We start from the raw sequence: 15,450 nt of genomic DNA on the forward strand, positions 1-15,450 counted from the left end.
AGAGTCGCTTCCCTGGAAAGTGCAGTGGCCGCGGTCACGTTGATCACGGCTATCATCGTGGTGCTGTGGGAGATCAAGATCTTCTACGGTATGTGAACAGGCAGGATGCCGCGTCAAACAAGAGACTTCCGGACAGGAAGCTCGTGGCCAAGCGTCCCTTCCGCGGCGGCGGAAGCCTGCCGTTCAATCGGCCCAAGGAGCGATCGCGGCACCCGCCGTCACGCTCACCGCTTCTCGATCACCAGGCTCTGCACCGCGCGGCCAAAGTAGCCCTGCCTGTCCGCGAGCCGCGACATCGCGAGCCCGGCACCGTCTGGGCCGATCCAGGATTCGCCGTCGAGCAGAATCCACTCGCCGACCGGCTGGCGCGACAGGTTCACGGTGAGGTCGGCATTGATGTAGGTCCAGGCACGGAAGTCGAGCGTCGAGGCGGTGCCGTTGGAAAAGTCGGCGGCGACCACGGCGCGCATCGCCTGGGAGACCGCCTCGCCTTCGATCAGCGGACTGTCGACGCGAAACCAGATCGCGCCGGCGCCGGCCTGACCGAAGCGACCGCGGGCGGCCCGCATCGAGACCGAGCGCACGAACGGGCTGGTGGCGGCGTGACCGTCCTCGACGAGGGAGTCCTCCGGTGACGGCAGCGTGACCAGGAGCTCCTCGACGCCGTCCGGCAGCGTCAACGCCTGCCGCTTGATCTTGAGAACGGTGGCACCGACGACCTGAAAGCCGTCCGCGAGCAGCTTGATTTCGCAGAGCTGGATCTTGCGACCCTCGCGCAATACCTCGGTCGCGATCGTCAGCGGCGCCACCGGGACCGGGCGCATCAGATCGATGGTGACGCGCGCGATGTCCATCGGGACAGGCGTCGGAATCCGTTCGGCCGCCCACGTCACCAGCGAAGCCGGCGCCGAGCCGTGCTGCATGCGCCGGTCCCAGGGGCCGGCGGCATCAGGGCTGGTAACGACATTGTTGCCGTCGACGCGGTAGATGGCGGTCATCGTTTCTCCGTGGAGCACATTCGGAGCTCAGAAAAAAGTGTCGTCCCGGCGAACGCCGGGACCCATAACCACAGGGAGAAGTTGTTGCGCAAGCTGGCAACCGCGAGTCTTCATCGAACTACTTCCTGTGGCTAGCGCGACGAGCGCAGGCGCTCGCGCGGGGGTCCCGGATCGGCGCTCCGCTTCGCTGCGCTTGTCCGGGACGACGGCTACGAGAGCGATCACAACGGCGGATCGATCGCTTCGTCGTATTCCTTCTTGAAGCGCGCGATCAATTCGGCGGCGGGGACGATGCCCTCGACGCTGCCGATGCCCTGGCCCGAACCCCAGATCTCCTTCCAGGCCTTCGGCTTGGCGCGCTCGCCGGAGGCATCCGTGCCGAAGTTCATCTTGGACGGATCGGACGTCGGCAGATTTTCCGGATCCATGCCGGCGGCGAGGATCGAAGGTTTCAGATAGTTACCGTGCACGCCGGTGAAGAGGTTGGAATAGACGATGTCGTCGGCCGTCGAGCCCGCGATCATCTCCTTGTAATTGTCGACCGCGTTGGCTTCCTTGGTGGCGATGAAGGCCGAGCCGATATAGGCGAAGTCGGCACCGAGGATGCGCGCGGCACGGATCGCCTTGCCGTTGCCGATGGCGCCCGACAGCGCGATCGGGCCGTCGAACCACTTTCGCGTCTCGGCGACGAAGGCCAGCGGCGAGATGGTACCGGCATGGCCGCCGGCGCCGGCCGCGACCAGGATCAGGCCATCGGCGCCCTTCTCGATCGCCTTGTGAGCGAATTTCTGGTTGATCACGTCGTGGAAGACGATGCCGCCCCAGCCGTGCACGGCCTGATTGAGCTCCTCGCGCGCGCCGAGCGACGAGATGATCATCGGCACCTTGTACTTGGCGCAGAGCTGCATGTCGTGATCGAGCCGGTTGTTGGACTTGTGCACGATCTGGTTCACCGCGAACGGCGCCGACGGCTTGTCGGGATGGGCCCGGTCATAGGCCGCGAGCTCTTCGGTGATCCGCGCCAGCCATTCGTCGAGCAGCTCCGGCGGCCGCGCGTTCAGCGACGGAAACGAGCCGACCACACCGGCCTTGCACTGCGCGATCACGAGATCGGGCACCGAGATGATGAAGAGCGGCGAACCGATCACGGGGATCGACAGGCGTCCCTTGAACAAGGCAGGCATGGACATTGCGGAACGATCCTCTATTGGCCGACAAATTGAAGGTTGGGGACCATACCAACAAGGCAATCTTTCCACTGTCAAGTATTGCGTTTTGACGCCGGACCGGACGTCGTTACCGCAATTCCAACGCGCGGAATTCCTTCTCTGTCATTCCGGCGCGACGCGCAGCGCCGAGCCCGAATGACAGCGATCCTACCCGATCAAATCCGGATTGATCAGCCGCTCGAACGAAAACATCTCGTCCCATTTCTCCTGTGTCAGCAGCTTGCGCTCGACCACCACGATCTGGTGCAACGACTTGCCGCTCTTGTAGCCCTCGCGCGCGATCTCGGCGCATTGCTTGTAGCCGAGCAGCGGCTTCAGCACCGTCACGATACCGAGCGAGTTCAGCACCATGTTGCGGGTGTGCTCCTCGTTGGCGGTGATGCCGAGCACGCAGTTCTCGCGCAGGCTGTTGACCGCGCGCTCCATGGTGCGGATCGAGAAGAACAGCGCGAACGAGATCACCGGCTCCATCACGTTGAGCTGAAGCTGGCCGGCGCTTGCAGCCAACGTCACGGTGGTGTCGAGGCCAATGACGAGGAAGCTGGTCTGGTTGACGACCTCGGGGATCACGGGATTGACCTTGCCCGGCATGATCGACGAGCCCGGCTGGAGCTGCGGCAGGTTGATCTCGTTGAAGCCGGCGCGCGGGCCGGAGGCCAGCAGGCGGATGTCGTTGCAGATCTTCGTCAGCTTGCTCGCCGTGCGCTTGAGCACGCCGGAGAGCTGCACATAGGCGCCGGTGTCCGAGGTCGCCTCGACGAGATCGCCGGCGAGGATGAAGTCGACGCCGGTCAGCGCGCTCAAATGCCGGACCGCGAGCTTGGGATAGCCGACCGCCGCGGTGACGGAGGTGCCGATCGCGGTGGCGCCGAGATTGATCTCGCGCAGCAGCGCACGCGCCTCCGAGATGCGATCGACCTCCTCGCCGATCGTGGTGCCCCATCCCCGGAATTCGGCGCCGAGCGACATCGGCACCGCGTCCTGGAGATGCGTGCGTCCCATCTTCAGCACGCGGTCGAACTCGCGGCCCTTGGTGAAGAAGGCTTCCTGGAGCTGGCGCAGCGCCGTCATGTAGCTTTCGAGCCGCAGGATCAGCGCCAGGCGAAAGGCGGTCGGATAGGTGTCGTTGGTCGACTGGCCGTAGTTGACGTGATCGTTCGGGCTGACGTGCTGGTAGTCGCCCTTGCCGAAGCCGAGCGATTCCAGCGCGAGATTGGCGATCACCTCGTTGGCATTCATGTTGGTGGAGGTGCCGGCGCCGCCCTGGATGAAGTCGGTGACGAACTGGTCCATCATGTCGCCGGCGATGACGCGGTCGCATCCGAGGATGATCGCGTCCGCCACCCTGGCGTCGATTGCGCCGAGATCACGGTTGGCCATGGCGGCGGCCTTCTTCACGTAACCAAGCGCCTTCACGAAGTAAGGCTCCTGGTTCATCGGAATGCCGGTGATGTGGAAGTTCTCCTTCCCGCGGATGGTCTGGACGCCGTAGTAGATGTCGTCGGCGATCTCACGCTGTCCGAGGAAGTCCTGCTCAGTGCGGCTCATGGGCGCTCCTTTGCTGGCGCGACGTCCTCAGTTCTGGCACAGCGCGCTGGTAACGACGGTATCGGTGCGGCAGTCATCCGGTTTGCGCTGCCGGCCCGGGATCAGAACCTTGGCCGAGCATTTTTCCGCGGAATCGGCGTTCAGGCTCTTGCCTTCCTTGTAGCCCTTGCTCTGGCAGAGCTGGTCGGCGGCTTGCTTGCAATCGGGCGCGCCGTTCGACGAGGCGGGGCAGGCCACACGCCCCGACACCATGGTCGACGGCGTCGCCAGCCGCGACAGGTCGTTCATGGTCTCGCTCGGGCTTTTGATCGGCGGCAGGATCGAGGGCAGCTTGTCGAACAGCTTGCCCATTTCGTTGATCAGCCCGGGATTTTCCGGCGCGGGAGTCGAGGGCGGCGGCGCGGTCTGCGGTCCCTGCTCCTGCAATCCAAGCGCCGGCGGCGCGGATTGCGGCCATCCGGTCCCGCCAGCACCGAGCAGGAGCCAAAGCACCGCAAATGTCAGCGTCCCCAGTCGCAGGACCGGATTGCCGGATCGAACCATCATGACCGCAACCGTAGCCGAACCCGCCGCAGCGGCAAAGCGCGGAGGTTTAGATCAGCTTGACCGCCACCACGAAGCCGAGCACCAGCACGACGGCGCCGAGCGTGACCCACAGGCCGAGATGCTCCTCGAGCTTGTGCCGGATCCAGTCGCCGTAACGGTTGAGCAGGATCGCCACGATGAAGAAGCGTCCGCCGCGCGCGACGATCGAGCACAGGATGAACAGGATGAGATTGTAGCCAGCAAAGCCCGAGGTGATGGTGACGAGCTTGTAGGGGATCGGCGTCAGACCCTTGAGCAGGATGATCACCGCGCCCCACTCGGCATAGGAGGCGCGGAAAGCGTCGACCTTGTCGCCGAGGCCATAGACCTGGATCAGCCAGTGACCGACCGAGTCGAACAGCAGCGCCCCGATGGCGTAGCCAAGGACGCCACCGAGCACCGAGGTGACGGTGCAGATCGCCGCATAGACCCAGGCGCGCTGCGGGCGCGCCAGCGACATCGGGATCAGCATCACGTCCGGCGGGACCGGAAAGAACGAGCTTTCCGCGAAAGACACGGCTCCCATGATCCAGAGCGCGTAGGGCTTGTGGGCGGCGTCGATGCACCAATCGTAGATACGTTTCAGCATGGCGCCGCGATGAAGCACCATGGGACGGATTTGTCCATCGCGAGTTTGTGACGTTTTAGCGTGATCCGGAAAAGTGTGTCGCGGTATTCCGAAAAGATCCCGCTCAAACAATAACCTAAAGCGCGATGACGCTTCGTTCCAATGTCATCGCGCTTTAGTGGCGCTTGCGCGCGACGCGCCCTTCCAGCGCGACAATTGGCCGCCTGGCGGCAACACGCGGTGACGCAACTTTGGGCAGTTTCATCTCCGACTTCGGCAGCTTCTCGGCAATGCCGAGCATGTCTTCCCGCCGCGACATCTCGCGCCAGACGTCTTCAGGGCGCACGCCGGCTGAAGCCCAGAGCACAGTGAGATTGTAGAGCAGATCGGCGCTTTCCCGGACCACGGCCTCGCTGTCGCCGTTGACCGCATCGATCACGACTTCGATGGCCTCTTCGGCCAGCTTCTTCGCCATTTTGGAGGGGCCACGCTGAAACAGCCGGGCCGTACGAGATGTTGCCGGATCAAGATCCTTGGCCGCGAGCACAGCCAGATATAGCCGCTCAAGCGAATCACTCATGTACTGGAAACTACTCTAAACCAATGGAGAGCGCGTTAACGTTCGATAGTAAAAGCAAAAAACCGGCCGCCGCGGCAAGCGCGACGGCCAGTTATGGTCAAGACTTGCTAGCCAAAGCTAGTAGCAGTTCTGGGCGTAGCCCTGGCCGCAGAGCTCGGAGGGAGCCGAGCCGCCATAGCGCTGATACTGATAGTTCGGGCCCGGACCGTAATAGGGGCCGTAGGCGGGGGCGCTATAATAGACAGGGCCACCGTAATAGCCGTAGCCCGGCCCCGGGCCGTAATCATAGGCGTAGGCGTCACGGGTCGCGGCGATCGCAAGGCCAGTGCCGATGGCGCCCGCAATGGCGGCGCCGGCGAAGGCTGCCCCGCCGCCGCCATGCCAGTGGCGGCCGCCTGCGTAAGAGGCAGTCGGGGCGACCGCAGTCAGCGCCACCACGGCGGCCGTGGCAAGGACGGCCTTACGGCCCGCAAATCTGGAAAATCTGTCAAACATGTCCTGGACCCTCCTTGGGACCTCGAATGGTGCCTGACGACAGGCTCATGTCTTTCAAACACCCGCATCCCATGTTGGGTTCCCCAACCCCAACACAAGCTGAACGGGGTTGCGTAATCATGCCGCAACCGCCGCTCATCCGCCGTTCATGTTGGCACGGACACAGTCGCCGCCAGCCGGCGCTCCGAGCGTCACCACACCAAACAATGCGGGACCGGCGCGACTGATGTTCGCATTCAAGACAATCGCCCTTCGCGGCCTGCTGGCCCTTGCAATCTCTCTCGCCGCGCTGACTGCACGCGATGTCGGAGCGGCCGAGACCGCCGCGCCCTCCATTGCGATTCACTTCACCTTCGACCGTCCGATCGACGCGAGCATGGCGCCGTTCTTCATCGCTGCAAAGGACGGCAATTTCGGCGCCGAGCGTCTCAACGTCTCCTTCAACAGCGCGGCCGGATCGCCCGACGCGCTCGCACGCGTCGCCAAAGGCGACAGCGAGCTCGCGCTCGTCGACATCAACGAGCTGATGCGTTTTCGCGACAAGGACGATGCCGCGCAAATCAAGGCGGTGTTCGTGCTGTTCAACCGCGCGCCCTATGCAATCGTTGCACGCCGGAGCCGCGGCATCCACTTGCTGCCCGATCTCGACGGCAAGACCGTCGGCGTTGCCGACGGCGATCTGTCGATGCGACTGTGGCCGGCGCTGGCGCAGCAGAACAGCATCAACCCGTCGCATGTGAAATTCCACAAGATCAGCGCCGCGGTCCGCGAGCCGCTCCTCTCCGCAGGCCAGGTCGATGCGGTCGCGGGCTTCAGCTATCTCTCGGCGGTGAACCTGCGCGACCGCGGCGTGCCCGGTGGCGATCTCGTGGTACTCCGCTATGCCGACTATGGCTGCGAGGCCTACGGCTTCGCCGTGGTGGCCAACCCCGCTTTCGCCGCCGCGAAGCCCGACGCAGTGAAGGGATTCGTCCGCGCATTGATCGCCGGCGTCAACGCGACCGTCAAAGAGCCGGCGCGCGCGGCAGGCGAGGCCGCGAGCCGGATCGACGACGGCGACCGCGACCTCGAGCTGGAACGCCTGCGCAGCGCGCTCATCGACAACATCCTGACCGAAGAGGTCAAGCGCAACGGCCTCGGCGGCATCGACCCGGCGCGCCTGGACCGCTCGATCGACCAGATCGCGCAGGACTTCAAATTCCGCAAACGGCCGACGGCCGGCGATATCTTCGACGACCGGTTCCTGCCGCCGGTCGCGGGGCGGCTGATCAACTGAGCAAAACCGACAGCTTCCGCTGTATCTCGCGGGCGACCCTGCTTAGAATACGGGCTCACCTTTGACTCAAGAGCCCGAGTTCTTCGCCCGCATGCCCATCCTCCGCCTCTACACCCGCGTTCTCGAACTGCTCGGCAAGGAGGCGCGGCTGGGCTGGTTGCTGGCGTTTGCCAATCTCCTGCTGGCCGCCTCGCAATTCGCGGAACCCGTGCTGTTCGGCCGGATCGTCGACGTGCTCTCCGGCAAGACGGTCGCCGGATCGAACTCGGCCTGGCCGTTCCTGATGGCCTGGGTGGCGTTCGGGCTGTTCACCATCGTCTGCAGCGCGCTCGTGGCGCTGCAGGCCGACCGGCTCTCCCACCGCCAGCGCCAGGCGGTGCTGACCGACTATTTCGAGCACATCCTGCAACTGCCGCTGACCTTCCATTCCGGCACCCATTCGGGCCGGCTGATGAAGGTGATGCTCAACGGCACCGATGCGCTGTGGCGGCTCTGGCTCGGCTTCTTCCGCGAGCACTTTGCCGCGATCCTCTCGGTCGTGGTGCTGCTGCCGCTGTCGCTCTATCTGAACTGGCGGCTCGCGATCCTGCTGTTCGTGCTCTGCATCGTCTTCACGGCGCTGACGACCTTCGTCGTGCGCAGGACCTTCGGCATGCAGATGGAGGTCGAGGAGCACTACAGCGAGCTCTCCGCGCGCGCCTCTGACGCGCTCGGCAACGTCGCGCTGGTGCAGAGCTTCGTCCGTGTCGAATCCGAGGTGAAGGGACTGCGTTCCGTCGCCGACGATCTGCTGGCCGCGCAGATGCCGGTGCTGTCATGGTGGGCGCTCGTCACCGTCATCACCCGCGCCTCCACCACCATCACGGTGCTCGCGATCTTCTCGCTCGGCATCGCCTTGCACGACCAGGGGCTTACCACTGTCGGCGAGATCGTGATGTTCGTGAGCTTCGCGACCATGCTGATCCAGAAGCTCGAGCAGGTCGTCAGCTTCATCAACAACGTGTTCATGGAAGCCCCGCGCCTGCGCGAATTCTTCAACGTGCTCGATGCGGTGCCCGCGGTGCACGACCGCCCCGACGCGATCGATGCGGGGCGGCTCTCCGGCCTCGTCGAATTCAACGACGTCACCTTCTCCTATGACGGCAAGCGCCCGGCGATCGAGGACCTCTCCTTCACCGCGCTGCCGGGCCAGACCATCGCGCTGGTCGGCCCGACCGGCGCCGGCAAGTCGACCGCGATCGCGCTCTTGCATCGCGCCTTCGATCCGCAATCCGGCTTCATCAGGATCGACGGCATGGACGTGCGCGGCGTCACGCTGACGTCGCTGCGGCGGAACATCGGCGTGGTGTTCCAGGAAGCGCTGCTGTTCAACCGCTCGATCGAGGAAAATCTGCGCGTCGGCAAACCGGATGCGACCGAGGCCGAGATGCGCAAGGCCGCCGAACGCGCGCAGGCGCTCGAATTCATCGAGCGCAGCGGCGGCTTCGCGACCAATGCCGGCGAGCGCGGTCGCATGCTCTCCGGCGGCGAGCGCCAGCGGCTGTCGATCGCCCGCGCGCTGCTGAAGGATCCGCCGATCCTGATCCTGGACGAGGCCACCAGTGCACTCGACGCCGTCACCGAGGCCAAGGTGAACGCCGCTCTCGACGAAGTGATGAAGGGACGCACCACGTTCGTGATCGCCCACCGCCTCTCCACCATCCGCAATGCCACGCGGATCCTGGTGTTCGAGAACGGCCGCGTGATCGAAAGCGGAACTTTCGATGAACTCGTGGCCAAAGGCGGCCATTTCGCCGAGCTCGCCAGGGCCCAGTTCATGGTTCATGAGAATACACGGGCCAGCGTGACGGCCGCTGAGGCTGCCGCGACTGCGGCCAAATCCCCCTAGCAAGTCCCCGCAGCACCGTCGAAATTCGGCCTATTTCATTGCGGAATACCGCACCGAAGCCCCTATTCTCGACGCAACAGCCGGTATAGGTTTGCGACGCCGCAAGCGGCGGCGCCGGATTTCAGAACCGAACATCAGATCACGAGAGCCGACCGGAACCGGCGGGTCTCCAAGGACCGGAATCGGATAGTGCACGCCCTTCGCCCGCTGCTTCGCAAGTCCCTGTTCAATCTGCTCGCTGCGGCCCTCGCATGCACCGCGCTGCTTGCGCCGCGCACGGCGAACGCCGAAGCACTGCTGCTGATCGAAGCCGACAGCGGCAAGGTGCTGCAGGCGGAGAACGCGACCATTCCCTGGTATCCGGCCTCCGTCACTAAGATCATGACCGCCTATGTGACGCTGAAGGCGGTGAAGGACGGCAGGCTCACGCTCGATACGTTGCTCACGGTGTCGCCGACGGCCGCATCGCAGTCGCCGTCGAAGATGGGGTTCCGTCCGGGAACGCAGCTCACCGTCGACAACGCGCTGAAGATGATGATGGTGAAGTCGGCGAACGACATGGCCGTGGTGCTCGCCGAAGGCGTCGGCGGCTCGATCGACGGCTTCTCGGCGATGATGAACGACACCGCCGCAAGGCTCGGCATGACGCAGACGAGCTACGTCAATCCGAACGGCCTGCCCGCCGACGGCCAGATCACGTCGGCCCGCGACCTCGGCATTCTCGCGCGCTCGTTCCTGCGCGACCTGCCGGAATACGAGTACTTCGTGCACATCCCGGCGATCCGCTTCGGCAAGCGCGTCACCGGCAATTTCAACAAGCTGATCGGCCGCTATCCCGGCGCCGACGGTTTCAAGACCGGCTTCATCTGCGCCTCCGGCTACAATCTCGTGGCGTCGGCGACGCGCAACGGTCGCCGGCTGATCGCCGTCGTGCTCGGCGCCAATTCCGGCACCGCGCGCGCGGTGAAGGCGGCGCAGCTGCTCGAGCGCGGCTTCAGCCAGGACAATCTCACCTGGCTGCGCCCCTCGCTCGGCACCGTCGACAGGCTGGTACCGGTCGACGCCTCACCGCCGAACCTGCGCGAGGACATGTGCGGCGGTCATCGCAAGCGGCCGGCCAGCGACGATGACGACGCGCTGATCGCCACCAATGGCGGCACGTCCGGATCGGCTTCCGCCACCGGCGGCGAAGCCCAGGTCAGCTTCTTCACGGCGGGCCTTCAGCCGCCGCTGATGAAGGCCTCCGAGCTGATGGCCACCGCCCCCGCTGCGGCCGAACCCGTGCTGGTCTATACCGGCCCGACCCGCACCGGCACCGCCCTGATCGCGGCAGTCGCGGCCGATGCCGACCAGCAGGCCACGCCAAAGCCGCGTGGCAAGAAGTCGCGCGTCGCCAAGAAGCCGGACGCAGCTGACAAGCCGAAAGACGCGGGCACCAAGACGGCGGCGAAGCCGGATGCCAAATCCGGCGCCAAGGGCGATACCAAGAGCGACACCAAGACCGCGGCCAAACCGGCCGGGGCCAGGCACGCTGCAGCAAAGCCTGATGCAGCCGCGAAGCCCGCTGCGAGCGGCGAGCCGGCGGCCAAGCCCGCCAAGCCCAAGGCCGCGACCAAGCCTGCCGCCAAGCCGGCCAACAACAGTTAACGCCCTCGCGGCCAAAACCGCCCCGCGCTTCGCACTTGCGGCAGCGCGGTTTGCGACGATTCCAGTAGCCACTCCCTGACCTTTGTCCTAAGCCTCGACCGGCTTGCCACCCGTTCCGGCAGGCTCGATACTGCCGGCAATGAGGCAAGCCCGAGACACAACGGGCTCTGGCAAATGAGGGGAGTTTTCCATGGAGCGCATCTGGCTCAAGCAATATCCGCCCGGCGTGCCCGCTGATATCGAGCCGACCCAATACGCATCGCTGGTCGACCTCTTGGAGGAGAGCTTCTCCAAGTTCGCCGACCGCAAGGCGTTCATCTGCATGGACAAGGCGATCACCTATCGCGACCTCGACCAGATGTCGCTGGCGCTCGCGGCCTATTTGCAGGGTCGCGGTCTCCAGCGCGGCGCGCGCGTCGCGATCATGATGCCGAACGTCCTGCAATATCCGGTCGCCACCGCCGCCGTGCTGCGTGCCGGTTTCGCGGTGGTCAACGTCAACCCGCTCTACACGCCGCGCGAGCTCGAGCACCAGCTCAAGGATTCCGGCGCCGAAGCCATCATCGTGCTGGAGAATTTTGCCCACACGGTCGAGCAGGTGATCGCGAAGACACAAGTCAAGCATGTCATCGTCGGCAGCATGGGCGATCTGCTCGGCTTCAAGGGCGTGATCGTCAACCTGGTCGTCCGCCGCGTGAAGAAAATGGTGCCGGCCTGGTCGCTGGCGGGCGCCGTGTCCTTCAACGATGCGGTATCGGCCGGCCGCAGCATGACGTTCAACAAGCCAAAACTGTCGCCGGGCGACGTCGCCTTCCTGCAATATACCGGCGGCACCACCGGCGTCTCCAAGGGCGCCACCCTGCTCCACCGCAACATCGTCGCCAACGTCCTGCAAAACGACGCGTGGCTTCAGCCGGCGATGGCCGCACCTCCGCATGTCGATCAGCTCATGATCGTCTGCGCGCTGCCGCTCTATCACATCTTCGCGCTGACGGCCTGCTACCTGCTCGCGGTGCGCGCCGGCGGCTGCAATCTGCTGATCCCCAATCCGCGCGACATCGCGGGCTTCATCAAGGAGCTGGCGAAGTACCAGGTCAACAGCTTCCCGGCCGTGAACACGCTCTACAACGGGCTGATGCACCATCCCGACTTCAAGAAGCTCGACTTCTCCAAGCTCAAGATCTCGAACGGCGGCGGCATGGCGGTGCAGCGCCCGGTGGCCGAACAGTGGAAGGCCGTGACCGGCTGCTTCATCGCCGAAGGCTACGGCCTGTCGGAGACCTCGCCGACGCTGACCTGCAATCCCGCGACCACGACCGAGTTCTCGGGCTCGATCGGCATCCCCGTGCCCTCGACCTGGATCTCGATCCGTGACGATGACGGCAACGAGCTGCCGCTCGGCCAGCCCGGCGAGATCTGCGCCAAGGGCCCGCAGGTGATGTCGGGCTATTGGAACAGGCCGGAAGAGACCGCGAAGGTGATGACCGCGGACGGCTATTTCCGCACCGGCGATATCGGCGTGATGGACGAGAAGGGATACACCAAGATCGTGGACCGCAAGAAGGACATGATCCTGGTCTCCGGCTTCAACGTCTATCCGAACGAGATCGAGGAAGTGATCGCGAGCAATCCGGGCGTGCTCGAATGCGCCGTGATCGGCATCCCCGATTCCAAGTCGGGCGAGGCGGTGAAGGCGTTCGTGGTCAAGAAGGACCCGAACCTCACGGCGGAAGCCGTGATCAAGTTCTGCCAGGAGCAGCTCACCGGCTACAAGGTGCCCAAGCACATCGAATTCCGCACCGACCTGCCGAAGACCAATGTCGGCAAGATCCTGCGCCGGCAGCTCCGCGACGAGAAGAAGGCGGAGGCGGCGTAAGCCGCGCCTCTGGTTCATGACTGACGAGGCCAATATCAGCCCGGCCGGCATTCTCGCCTTCTGGCGCGAGGCCGGCCGCGAACGCTGGTACGAGCGGGACGACGCTTTCGACGCGGAGGTCAGGCTCCGTTTTCTTCCGCTATGGCAGAAGGCGGTTGCCGGCGAGCTGTCCTCGTGGGAGGCGAGCGACGACGGCACGCTCGCGCTCGTCATCGTGCTCGACCAGTTTCCCCGCAACATGTTTCGCGGTACGCCGCAGGCCTTTGCCAGCGACGCGCTGGCGCGCGACCTCGCCCGCCGCGCCATCGATCGGGGCGTCGATCGCAAGATCGATCCGATCCTGCTCGAATTCCTCTATTTGCCCTTCATGCATTCCGAGCACCTGCCCGACCAATTGCATTGCGTCGCGCTGTTTCAGGACACCGACAATGCCGAGAACCTGAAATACGCGCGGGAGCACGCCGACATCATCCAGCGGTTCGGCCGCTTCCCCCACCGCAACCGCCTCCTCGGCCGCGACACCACCGAGGAGGAGCAGGCTTTCCTCGACGGCGGCGGGTTTGCCGGCTGATGACATAATGGTGAAGGGGCCGCGGCCCTCGTCGTCTCCCGCCGTCAATATTGTGCGGCGCCGCCGCACGGTCTAAAAAGCGGGACCGATTTTCAGGGAGACTGACGATGGCGATCCAGACTGGCGACAAGCTGCCCGAGGCGAAATTCCGCGTGATGACGGCCGAAGGTCCGCAGGTGAAGACCACCGACGATATCTTCAAGGGCAAGAAGGTGGCGCTGTTCGCCGTCCCCGGCGCCTACACCGGCACCTGCCACAAGATGCATCTGCCGAGCATCTTCCTCAACGCCTACGCGATGAAGGACAAGGGCGTCGACACCATCGCCATCGTCTCCGTCAACGACGCTTTCGTCATGAACGCCTGGAAGCGCGACACCGACCAGCGCGACGAGGCCATCTTCCTCGCCGACGGCAACGCCGACTTCGCCAAGGCGATCGGCATGGAGCTCGATGCCTCCGGCAACGGCCTCGGCATCCGCTCCAAGCGCTATTCGATGCTGGTCGAGGACGGCGTGGTCAAGAGGCTGAACCTCGAGGCGATGCCCGGCAAGGTCGAGGTATCCGGCGGCGATACGCTGCTGGGGCAGCTCTGAGTCGCGGCGGAAGTACCGTAGGGTGGGCAAAGGCGCGTCAGTGCCGTGCCCACCATCTTCCTCGATTTAAAAAAGTGGTGGGCACGCTTCGCTTTGCCCACCCTACGAAACCGGGCGATGACGGCGGAGAGTGTGGCCCCCTCGACGCCTACTCCGTCACCCGCTGCTGCGTTCGCGCCTTCACAATTCCATCCCGCGCCAGCTGATCCGCGCGCTCATTCTCCGGATGCCCGGCGTGGCCTTTGACCCAATGCCAACGGACGTCATGTGCCTTCAGCGCGGCATCGAGGCGCTGCCATAGCTCGACATTCTTGACCGGCTTCTTGTCGGCGGTGCGCCAGCCGTTGCGCTTCCAGCCGTGGATCCAGCCGGTGATGCCCTGCCGCACATACTGGCTGTCGGTGTAGAGATCGACCGTGCACGGCTTCTTCAGCGCTTCGAGCGCGGAGATCGCCGCCATCAATTCCATCTGGTTGTTGGTGGTGTGGCGCTCGCCGCCGTTCAGCTCTTTTTCCTTGTCGCCGAACTTCAGGATCGCGCCCCAGCCGCCGGGCCCGGGATTTCCCGAGCAGGCGCCGTCGGTATAGATCGTCACAATGGGAAGCTCGCTCACGCGACCAGTCCTGACGGCATCAGCCCGTAATCGCGCGCGCTGGACACGCTCTGGTGAAAGCGCAGCTTGCGGAAATATTCCAGCGGATCCTTCGGCTTGACCAGCGCGCCCGGAGGGACGTTGAGCCAGTCGACCAGCCGCGTCAGCAGGAAGCGGATCGCGGCGCCGCGCGCGAGCAGCGGCAGCGCGGCTTCTTCCGGCTCGGAGAGCTTTCGCACCCGGCCATAGGCATTGAGGAAGGCGCGCGCCTTGGTGACGTTGAACGAATGATCCGGTTCGAAACACCAGGCATTCAGGCAGATCGCGACGTCATAGGCCAGCATGTCGTTGCAGGCGAAGGTGAAGTCGATGATCCCCGAGAGCTTGTCGCCAAGGAAGAAGACGTTGTCGTTGAAGAGATCGGCGTGGATCACGCCCTCCGGCAGATTGTTCGGCCAGACCCCGCTCGAGAGATAATCGAGCTCGGCGGCGAGAAACGCATGCAGGCCCGGCTGGACCTCATCGGCGCGGCTTGCCGCCGCGTCGAACAGCGGCCGCCAGCCCGACACCGACAGCGCATTGCCGCGCTTGATCGTAAAATTGGCGCCGGCCAGATGCATCCTGGCCAGCCCCTCGCCGACGCCGGCACAATGGGTCGCGTTCGGCTTGCGCGGCCAGACCCCTTCGAGAAAGGTGATGATCGCGGCCGGACGGCCCGACAGCTCGCGCAGCGCCTCGCCGTCTCTGCCCTTTACCGGCAGCGGGCAGTTGACGCCATGCTCGGCGAGATGCGTCATCAGCGCCAGGAAGAACGGCAGATCGTTCTTCGCCACGCGCTTCTCATAGAGCGTGAGGATGAACGAGCCTTGCCCCGTGTGCAGCAGGAAGTTTGAATTCTCGACGCCCTCGGCGATGCCCTTGTAGGAGAGCAATTCGCCGAGATCGTATTGCTTCAGGAAATCCGCAAGCTCGTCGGCGGCAACGTCGGTGTAGACCGCCATAAA

General features: G+C 64.7%; 15 protein-coding genes. 6 read left to right on the top strand and 9 right to left on the bottom strand.

The window, feature by feature from the left end:
- Positions 1-224: 224 nt before the first annotated feature.
- The 7 genes from NLM15_RS40920 to NLM15_RS40950 form a co-directional block, all read right to left on the bottom strand.
- Positions 225-998: a thioesterase family protein gene (locus NLM15_RS40920; RefSeq protein ID WP_254123633.1), complete on the bottom strand. Its 774-nt coding sequence runs from the start codon at positions 996-998 to the stop codon at positions 225-227.
- Between the two features lie 221 nt (positions 999-1,219).
- Positions 1,220-2,188 carry a nitronate monooxygenase family protein gene (locus tag NLM15_RS40925; protein ID WP_254123634.1) on the bottom strand — a complete coding sequence of 323 codons (969 nt, stop codon included), beginning with the start codon at positions 2,186-2,188 and terminating at the stop codon, positions 1,220-1,222.
- A 186-nt stretch (positions 2,189-2,374) separates the two neighbouring features.
- Positions 2,375-3,775 carry an aspartate ammonia-lyase gene (locus NLM15_RS40930; RefSeq protein WP_254123635.1) on the bottom strand — a complete coding sequence of 467 codons (1,401 nt, stop codon included), beginning with the start codon at positions 3,773-3,775 and terminating at the stop codon, positions 2,375-2,377.
- Between the two features lie 27 nt (positions 3,776-3,802).
- On the bottom strand, positions 3,803-4,321 hold the full coding sequence (locus NLM15_RS40935) for a hypothetical protein (protein WP_254123636.1): 519 nt from the start codon (positions 4,319-4,321) through the stop codon (positions 3,803-3,805).
- A gap of 46 nt (positions 4,322-4,367) precedes the next feature.
- The gene (locus NLM15_RS40940; RefSeq protein ID WP_254123637.1) at positions 4,368-4,970 is read right to left on the bottom strand and encodes a YqaA family protein; all 603 of its coding nucleotides are present in this window, start codon (positions 4,968-4,970) and stop codon (positions 4,368-4,370) included.
- A 133-nt stretch (positions 4,971-5,103) separates the two neighbouring features.
- On the bottom strand, positions 5,104-5,508 hold the full coding sequence (gene hisE, locus NLM15_RS40945; RefSeq protein ID WP_254123639.1) for a phosphoribosyl-ATP diphosphatase: 405 nt from the start codon (positions 5,506-5,508) through the stop codon (positions 5,104-5,106).
- Between the two features lie 117 nt (positions 5,509-5,625).
- Positions 5,626-6,003, bottom strand: a complete 378-nt coding sequence (locus NLM15_RS40950) for a hypothetical protein (protein WP_254123641.1) — start codon at positions 6,001-6,003, stop codon at positions 5,626-5,628.
- Positions 6,004-6,229: 226 nt separating this feature from the next.
- On the opposite strand from NLM15_RS40950, the gene NLM15_RS40955 reads away from it, so the two are divergent.
- The 6 genes from NLM15_RS40955 (at position 6,230) to NLM15_RS40980 (ending at position 13,854) form a co-directional block, all read left to right on the top strand.
- The gene (locus tag NLM15_RS40955) at positions 6,230-7,279 is read left to right on the top strand and encodes an ABC transporter substrate-binding protein (protein ID WP_254123642.1); all 1,050 of its coding nucleotides are present in this window, start codon (positions 6,230-6,232) and stop codon (positions 7,277-7,279) included.
- A 91-nt stretch (positions 7,280-7,370) separates the two neighbouring features.
- On the top strand, positions 7,371-9,167 hold the full coding sequence (locus NLM15_RS40960; protein ID WP_254123643.1) for a glucan ABC transporter ATP-binding protein/ permease: 1,797 nt from the start codon (positions 7,371-7,373) through the stop codon (positions 9,165-9,167).
- Positions 9,168-9,356: 189 nt separating this feature from the next.
- Complete coding sequence (locus NLM15_RS40965; protein ID WP_254123644.1) at positions 9,357-10,814, top strand: D-alanyl-D-alanine carboxypeptidase family protein; 1,458 nt, start codon at positions 9,357-9,359, stop codon at positions 10,812-10,814.
- Positions 10,815-11,004: 190 nt separating this feature from the next.
- Positions 11,005-12,690: a long-chain fatty acid--CoA ligase gene (locus NLM15_RS40970; protein ID WP_254123645.1), complete on the top strand. Its 1,686-nt coding sequence runs from the start codon at positions 11,005-11,007 to the stop codon at positions 12,688-12,690.
- A 16-nt stretch (positions 12,691-12,706) separates the two neighbouring features.
- On the top strand, positions 12,707-13,261 hold the full coding sequence (locus NLM15_RS40975; RefSeq protein ID WP_254123646.1) for a DUF924 family protein: 555 nt from the start codon (positions 12,707-12,709) through the stop codon (positions 13,259-13,261).
- A 107-nt stretch (positions 13,262-13,368) separates the two neighbouring features.
- Positions 13,369-13,854 (top strand): peroxiredoxin, encoded by a 486-nt coding sequence (locus NLM15_RS40980; protein ID WP_254123648.1) that lies wholly within the window; start codon positions 13,369-13,371, stop codon positions 13,852-13,854.
- A 148-nt stretch (positions 13,855-14,002) separates the two neighbouring features.
- Here the strand turns inward: NLM15_RS40980 and rnhA are convergent, their stop codons facing one another.
- Complete coding sequence (rnhA, locus tag NLM15_RS40985; RefSeq protein ID WP_254123650.1) at positions 14,003-14,467, bottom strand: ribonuclease HI; 465 nt, start codon at positions 14,465-14,467, stop codon at positions 14,003-14,005.
- Positions 14,464-15,447 (bottom strand): homoserine kinase, encoded by a 984-nt coding sequence (locus tag NLM15_RS40990; RefSeq protein ID WP_254123652.1) that lies wholly within the window; start codon positions 15,445-15,447, stop codon positions 14,464-14,466. The genes rnhA and NLM15_RS40990 overlap by 4 nt, the downstream gene beginning before the upstream one ends.
- Between the last annotated feature and the right edge of the window lie 3 nt (positions 15,448-15,450).

Origin of the sequence: Bradyrhizobium sp. CCGB20, from assembly GCF_024199855.1 — a bacterium.
Lineage (GTDB): Bacteria > Pseudomonadota > Alphaproteobacteria > Rhizobiales > Xanthobacteraceae > Bradyrhizobium.